Annotated in this window: 9 protein-coding genes; 3 read left to right on the top strand and 6 right to left on the bottom strand. The window is 61.6% G+C overall.

Annotated features, from left to right (window positions below):
- Window positions 1-108 (top strand): DUF3551 domain-containing protein (locus ACZXDY_RS44830; RefSeq protein WP_464349885.1); only part of this gene is annotated, 108 nt, incomplete at its 5' end.
- Between the two features lie 64 nt (window positions 109-172).
- On the opposite strand, the gene ACZXDY_RS44825 is transcribed toward ACZXDY_RS44830, so the two are convergent.
- Entirely contained in the window at window positions 173-478 is a 306-nt protein-coding gene (locus ACZXDY_RS44825) for a hypothetical protein (protein WP_464349884.1), read from the bottom strand.
- 486 nt (window positions 479-964) lie between these two features.
- Between ACZXDY_RS44825 and ACZXDY_RS44820 the strand changes: the two genes are divergently transcribed.
- Entirely contained in the window at window positions 965-1,288 is a 324-nt protein-coding gene (locus tag ACZXDY_RS44820; RefSeq protein ID WP_464349883.1) for an ATP-dependent DNA ligase, read from the top strand.
- 18 nt (window positions 1,289-1,306) lie between these two features.
- Here the strand turns inward: ACZXDY_RS44820 and ACZXDY_RS44815 are convergent, their stop codons facing one another.
- The 3 genes from ACZXDY_RS44815 to ACZXDY_RS44805 all read right to left on the bottom strand — a co-directional run bounded on the left by ACZXDY_RS44815 (window position 1,307) and on the right by ACZXDY_RS44805 (window position 2,738).
- The gene (locus ACZXDY_RS44815; protein ID WP_464349882.1) at window positions 1,307-1,570 is read right to left on the bottom strand and encodes a hypothetical protein; all 264 of its coding nucleotides are present in this window, start codon (window positions 1,568-1,570) and stop codon (window positions 1,307-1,309) included.
- A gap of 499 nt (window positions 1,571-2,069) precedes the next feature.
- Window positions 2,070-2,537 carry a ProQ/FINO family protein gene (locus ACZXDY_RS44810; protein ID WP_464349881.1) on the bottom strand — a complete coding sequence of 156 codons (468 nt, stop codon included), beginning with the start codon at window positions 2,535-2,537 and terminating at the stop codon, window positions 2,070-2,072.
- Window positions 2,538-2,606: 69 nt separating this feature from the next.
- The gene (locus ACZXDY_RS44805; protein WP_283807059.1) at window positions 2,607-2,738 is read right to left on the bottom strand and encodes a hypothetical protein; all 132 of its coding nucleotides are present in this window, start codon (window positions 2,736-2,738) and stop codon (window positions 2,607-2,609) included.
- A gap of 278 nt (window positions 2,739-3,016) precedes the next feature.
- On the opposite strand from ACZXDY_RS44805, the gene ACZXDY_RS44800 reads away from it, so the two are divergent.
- A complete protein-coding gene (locus ACZXDY_RS44800) occupies window positions 3,017-3,370 on the top strand; it encodes a hypothetical protein (protein WP_464349880.1) in 354 nt (117 codons plus the stop codon).
- A 280-nt stretch (window positions 3,371-3,650) separates the two neighbouring features.
- Here ACZXDY_RS44800 and ACZXDY_RS44795 read toward each other — a convergent pair whose 3' ends face one another.
- Both ACZXDY_RS44795 and ACZXDY_RS44790 read right to left on the bottom strand, forming a co-directional pair.
- Window positions 3,651-4,145, bottom strand: a complete 495-nt coding sequence (locus tag ACZXDY_RS44795) for a class I SAM-dependent methyltransferase (protein ID WP_464349879.1) — start codon at window positions 4,143-4,145, stop codon at window positions 3,651-3,653.
- Between the two features lie 88 nt (window positions 4,146-4,233).
- The coding region (locus tag ACZXDY_RS44790) for a zinc-binding dehydrogenase (protein WP_464349878.1) at window positions 4,234-4,626 on the bottom strand (393 nt) is incomplete at its 5' end.

Here is a 4,626-nt window from a genome sequence, read left to right as displayed (position 1 = left end):
CAGTGCAAGGCGTCGGCATCGGGCCGCGCAGCAGTGTGCGTCATCAATCCATATTTTGCGAGCGCGCAAGTGCCCGCGGATTATCGGCAGCATCGCCGCGACGATTAAAGCTTGTTTTGGAGCAGACAAGCTCAATGGACAGCGGCGGCCCCACGATGTTCGCCCGGCTCGGCTAGTGGACCCAGAGGGCTACGACGGCACATGCAAAGCCCACCACTAGGATGCCGGAGGCCACTATGGTGACTAGGTCAATTGACCAGTGGTGACCAAACGAAATCGAGGTGTCTGGAGTGATTTTCGTCCCGATATGTCTGAAGGCGCATGGCAGCAGCACCTCCTCGTGCGGCGAGGTGCCGATCCGGGCGTACTGACCGTCGTTTTGATTGGTGTCCGGCGAAGTGGTGATGAAAATGTCTTCGTTGTCGCCTTCGATTTTACATTTCAGCACGTCGCCAAGCGAGGGCATTGATGCAAGCATTTGAGCGCCAACAAAACTTGCGACTAGTGCCACGAGAACTGAATGTTTATTCTGCGATTTGATCCGATTTACAATCGCAAATCGGCGACAGTTGCCGACTATTCACAGGCCCTGTTTGCCCGAACCAACCCAGCTGCGGAGCTACGTCGCTACCGGGTACCGATTTTTCTGAGTATCCTTCGAGAGACAGGTTTCCAACTCACGTAGTTGTAGAGCCCGGCCCACGAATGGACCTGAGTACCGCACTTACGGCAGTGAAAGTCGCGGGGTGCTGGCCCGGCTGCTGTTGCTGGCACGCCGCATAGACCGTAACGCAGCGCGGACAGGAGAAATGGGCGATCAGCTGGGCATCATTGCTCATTCTCAAATGATGTACCGTGATCCGGCATTTCCCAGCGCGAGAGATTCGCATTTAACGTTTTCCACGACTATCTGTCTGCAATGCTCAAATAACTTGAACCCTGCATCCCGACGCGCGGCACCAAGGTGCCTGACCGGCCGGAGTGGATCCACGAGATCAAGCACGACAGCTACCGTTTGATCGTTCAGCGCGAGGATAAGCGCGTGCGGCTGTTCACCCGCGACGGCCACGACTGGAGCGACCGATTCCCGCTGATCGTTGAGGCGGCCTTGCGGCATCACGCATCCGCGTTCGTGCTCGACGGCGAGGCGGTGCTGCTTGACCTCGGAGAGATTACCACCGAGCTGAGCCAGCGCTGCGCCGAGGGCGGCGAGATTCCAGAACAATTGGCGTCATTCATCGGCCGCTATGGCGAGCCGCCCGCGATCCAGCTGGCACTGACGATGTGACTATAGCAAGTCGGATCATCATGACGCTTGCGAGTACGGCGGTTGCGTTTGTGATGTCTTGATCCGCCACAGCGCCGAATGGCCTTTGCCTTCACGCGCGAGGATGCCGGCTTTTTCCAGCCGCAACAGACTTATGAGAAGCGGAGAGACTTTGCCGCGCAGCGTTTCGTGAACGGACACGTCATGGCCGAGTTTCAGCATTTCCCGGACCATGGCTTCTGCTGTCATCGGCCCGTGCTCGGCAAGAATTTCGTGAATCAATGTCAGCCGCGTGCTGCTCAATTCGTCCTCGCGGGGGTTTGACCGCCCCGGCGCCGAGGAATCACCGGATCTGCGCCGGGGCGTCGCTGCCTCTCGGCTGACCCTTGGGAGGCCCCGGTGATCAGCGCGAGAGATCGCTCGCCGAGACAGGCACACTCTACGCCGCACGTCAGAGCACTATGTAACCGAAGGGACGCCAAATTTGAGTTGGCTACGGCACAAACTGCACTGACATCCGCGCGGCGGTTGTGCTTTTCTGTGTTTGCGACCTCTCGCTGATCGAACCCCAGCCCTTACCAGCCCCGGTGGGTGAGAGGGAGCGCGCGCCCCGGTGCCGATCCCCCACGGTCGCGCCGGGGCGGCTAACTTATCGTCGGAAGAGAGGCTAGCGTCATGCGGGACCGTCTGTTCACCGCGCTCCTGGTCATGGCGGGCATTGCCTCGACGATCATGGCGGCGATTGCGGTGCTCTCAATTCAATAGACCAGCACGTCAGCGACCGGGAAATTCATCCGCACTTTTAACGGAACGCTGGCAGGCGCAGCACGGGCTTGTCCTTCAGCGTCCTTGCGGCTGGAGGCGTTGCGGCCGGAGGCGCCGGCGCCGCCGGATGCCTCGCGATCCGTTCCGTACGCCTGGCCGCCTCGGCCGCGGCTTGCTTGGCCTGACGCGACGCCAGGATCTCCGCCAGACTCTCGGCGGCGTGCTCCGCATCCCTGGCGCTCACTTCGCCGCACGCATTGCCGTCGAGATCGATCCGGGCCGCGCCCGCGACCATACCCTTCCGATACATCACGCGCCGGGCGTAGGTGCCCAGCACTATACCGAGCTTGCTCCGGTCAAGCTCCGGGCAGCGCGCCACGAGATCGTCGGCGATCCCGACCTTCAACGGCCGATGCGGCTGGTGCCGCTCCAGCACGAAAGTTTGCGGGAAGTGTTCGGCGAGATACGCCAGCGCGGCTTGCAAGTCTTCCTTCGCGATCGTCATCCAGCCCTCCAGAGGTGATGCGAGATTTATCACGACTTTTTTTAATTTGTATGTGCAGAGAGCCGCAGGTCATCCGCCTAAGCGGTCGCCGCTGATCTCGACGTGATGGCTGCATCGGTGGTCGCGGCAATAGATCAGCACGTCGCGAACGCCGGCCGCGCGCAGCTCGCCGAAGGTGATTTTCTGCGGATAGCTCGTCATGCGGTGATCGTAGCAGAGCGAGGATCGATTGGCCCTCCCGCCCATGCGATATTTCGGAGCCGCCGCTACCAGACCGGACGAGGCAAAGGCGCATCAGCGGCTTTCGCGCGCGGTGCGTTGATCGACCAACACAAAATCCGCTCCCAACACCAACCCGATGGCCACGAGCAGGCGGCGAAATCGTCAGGCCGGACCCGATTCGTTTTAACAGATCGTTAGCGCAGTGGGCGTAAGGGTTGCGCGTCGTGGTGATGCTAGGGGTGAACCTGAGCTAGGGAGTGAACCTGATGATCACTCGGACACTTGCTGCGGCGCTCGCGGGAGCGACTCTGTTCGGCCTTACCGCACAGGTCGCACCGAGCAAGCACAAGGCGAAGCCGGCAGTCACCGTCACTGTGACGGTGACGAACTTGCGCAAAGCGGATCTAGTCCAGTTGGAGGCGGCCGAGTCCGGCTCTACAGACTGGAAGAAAGTGGTCGGCCCGGTGAAATCCGGCAAGCAAGCGTCGGCTAAACTGCCGCAGGCCAGCGATTGCCGCTTTGATCTGCGCGGGACGTTCGACGACGGCGAGTCGATGGACGCGCCCGGCATCAACGTCTGTGCCGATAAGACGCTCAACCTGACCGATTGACGGGGGGCTTCCTCTCGCGCTGGCCCGAATGAGTTCGGCAGAAAAACCCGGCCAGCGATGTGCTGACCGGGCTGCAAATCCGACAACTTGTCGAATTTCGACAATCACGCCGCGAGTTGTGCCGCCTCCGGCTTTTCATCCGCCGTCCCGGTCAGCGTCTCGCGCAGCGACCGCTCGATGACCATGGCCATCTCGCCCCGAAGGTTGCCTGCCTTCGTGCTTCAGTTCGTTAGCCAACGCGGGGAAAACGCTAAATCATTCAACGCGCTCGTAATTGCCTTTAGACAACATAACGCATTGTTTTCATTGGAAAGCGGCAGAACCACCATGTTCCGAGGAGGAACACCTCATGGAAGGCAACTGCGCCGCTTGGCCGGAGGTGAGTGGCCGCTGCGCGGATCAGTGCGACCGGGTCGCTCTTTTGGACCAAGACATAGCGACCGATAGCCAGATCGCAGTTTCCGGCGCCGGTCATTTCGGAGGCATTGCCTTCCACGAATTCGATATTGGCGCGACCAGCGGCGCGGGCGCGCTCGCGGGCCGTGGCGATCGCGACAGCGCTGCGGCCGATCGCGACGACGGCCCCGGTCGGCCCGACCATTTCCGCCGCGAGCATTGCCACGTCGCCCGCTCCACAACCGAGATCGACGACGCGCATGCCTCGTGCGAGCCCGATCTCGCGCAGGAGGCGCGTCGTGATCGGGCGGAGGTTGTCCGCCTGCAGCATCAGCCTGCGAAGTTCCCGGTTCGAATGCCCCAAGACATAATGCTGCATCAAACCAGTCTCCTCGTGTTGCTACGCTACGATCCAAAAGGCGACGATGATCCACGAGGAGCGCAGAACCCTCGCCGTTCCCGCGTCCTCACGGACGAACGCGGATGATCGTTTTCCCGCTGATCCGTTTGGTCGGATTGAAAGCGGCGACAGCATCGTCGAGGGTCGCGATGTTGCCGATGTTCGTCCGCAGCCGTCCGTCCCGCACCCGCTGGGCGATCTCACCCAGTTGGGCGCGATCGGACACGAGAACAAAGTCGATCGTCAGGCCGTCGGCTGGCCGTGCCTCGGTCGGGCCGGCGATGGTCACCAGCGTTCCTCCGGCTCGAACCAGGCCTGCGGACCGCTTCGCGATGTCGCCGCCGAAGAGATCGAAAACCAGATCGACTGGGCCGACGTCTTCCAGGGCGTCGTTCTCGAGAGCGACGAACTCCTGCGCGCCGAAGTCGAGCGCCGTCTGACGGTGGGCGGCGCGTCCGGT

The sequence above is a fragment of the Bradyrhizobium sp. LeoB3 genome (assembly GCF_055456055.1).
The sequence above is the reverse complement of the archived record's forward strand: the minus strand, read 5'-3'. Positions and strand labels throughout refer to the sequence as shown.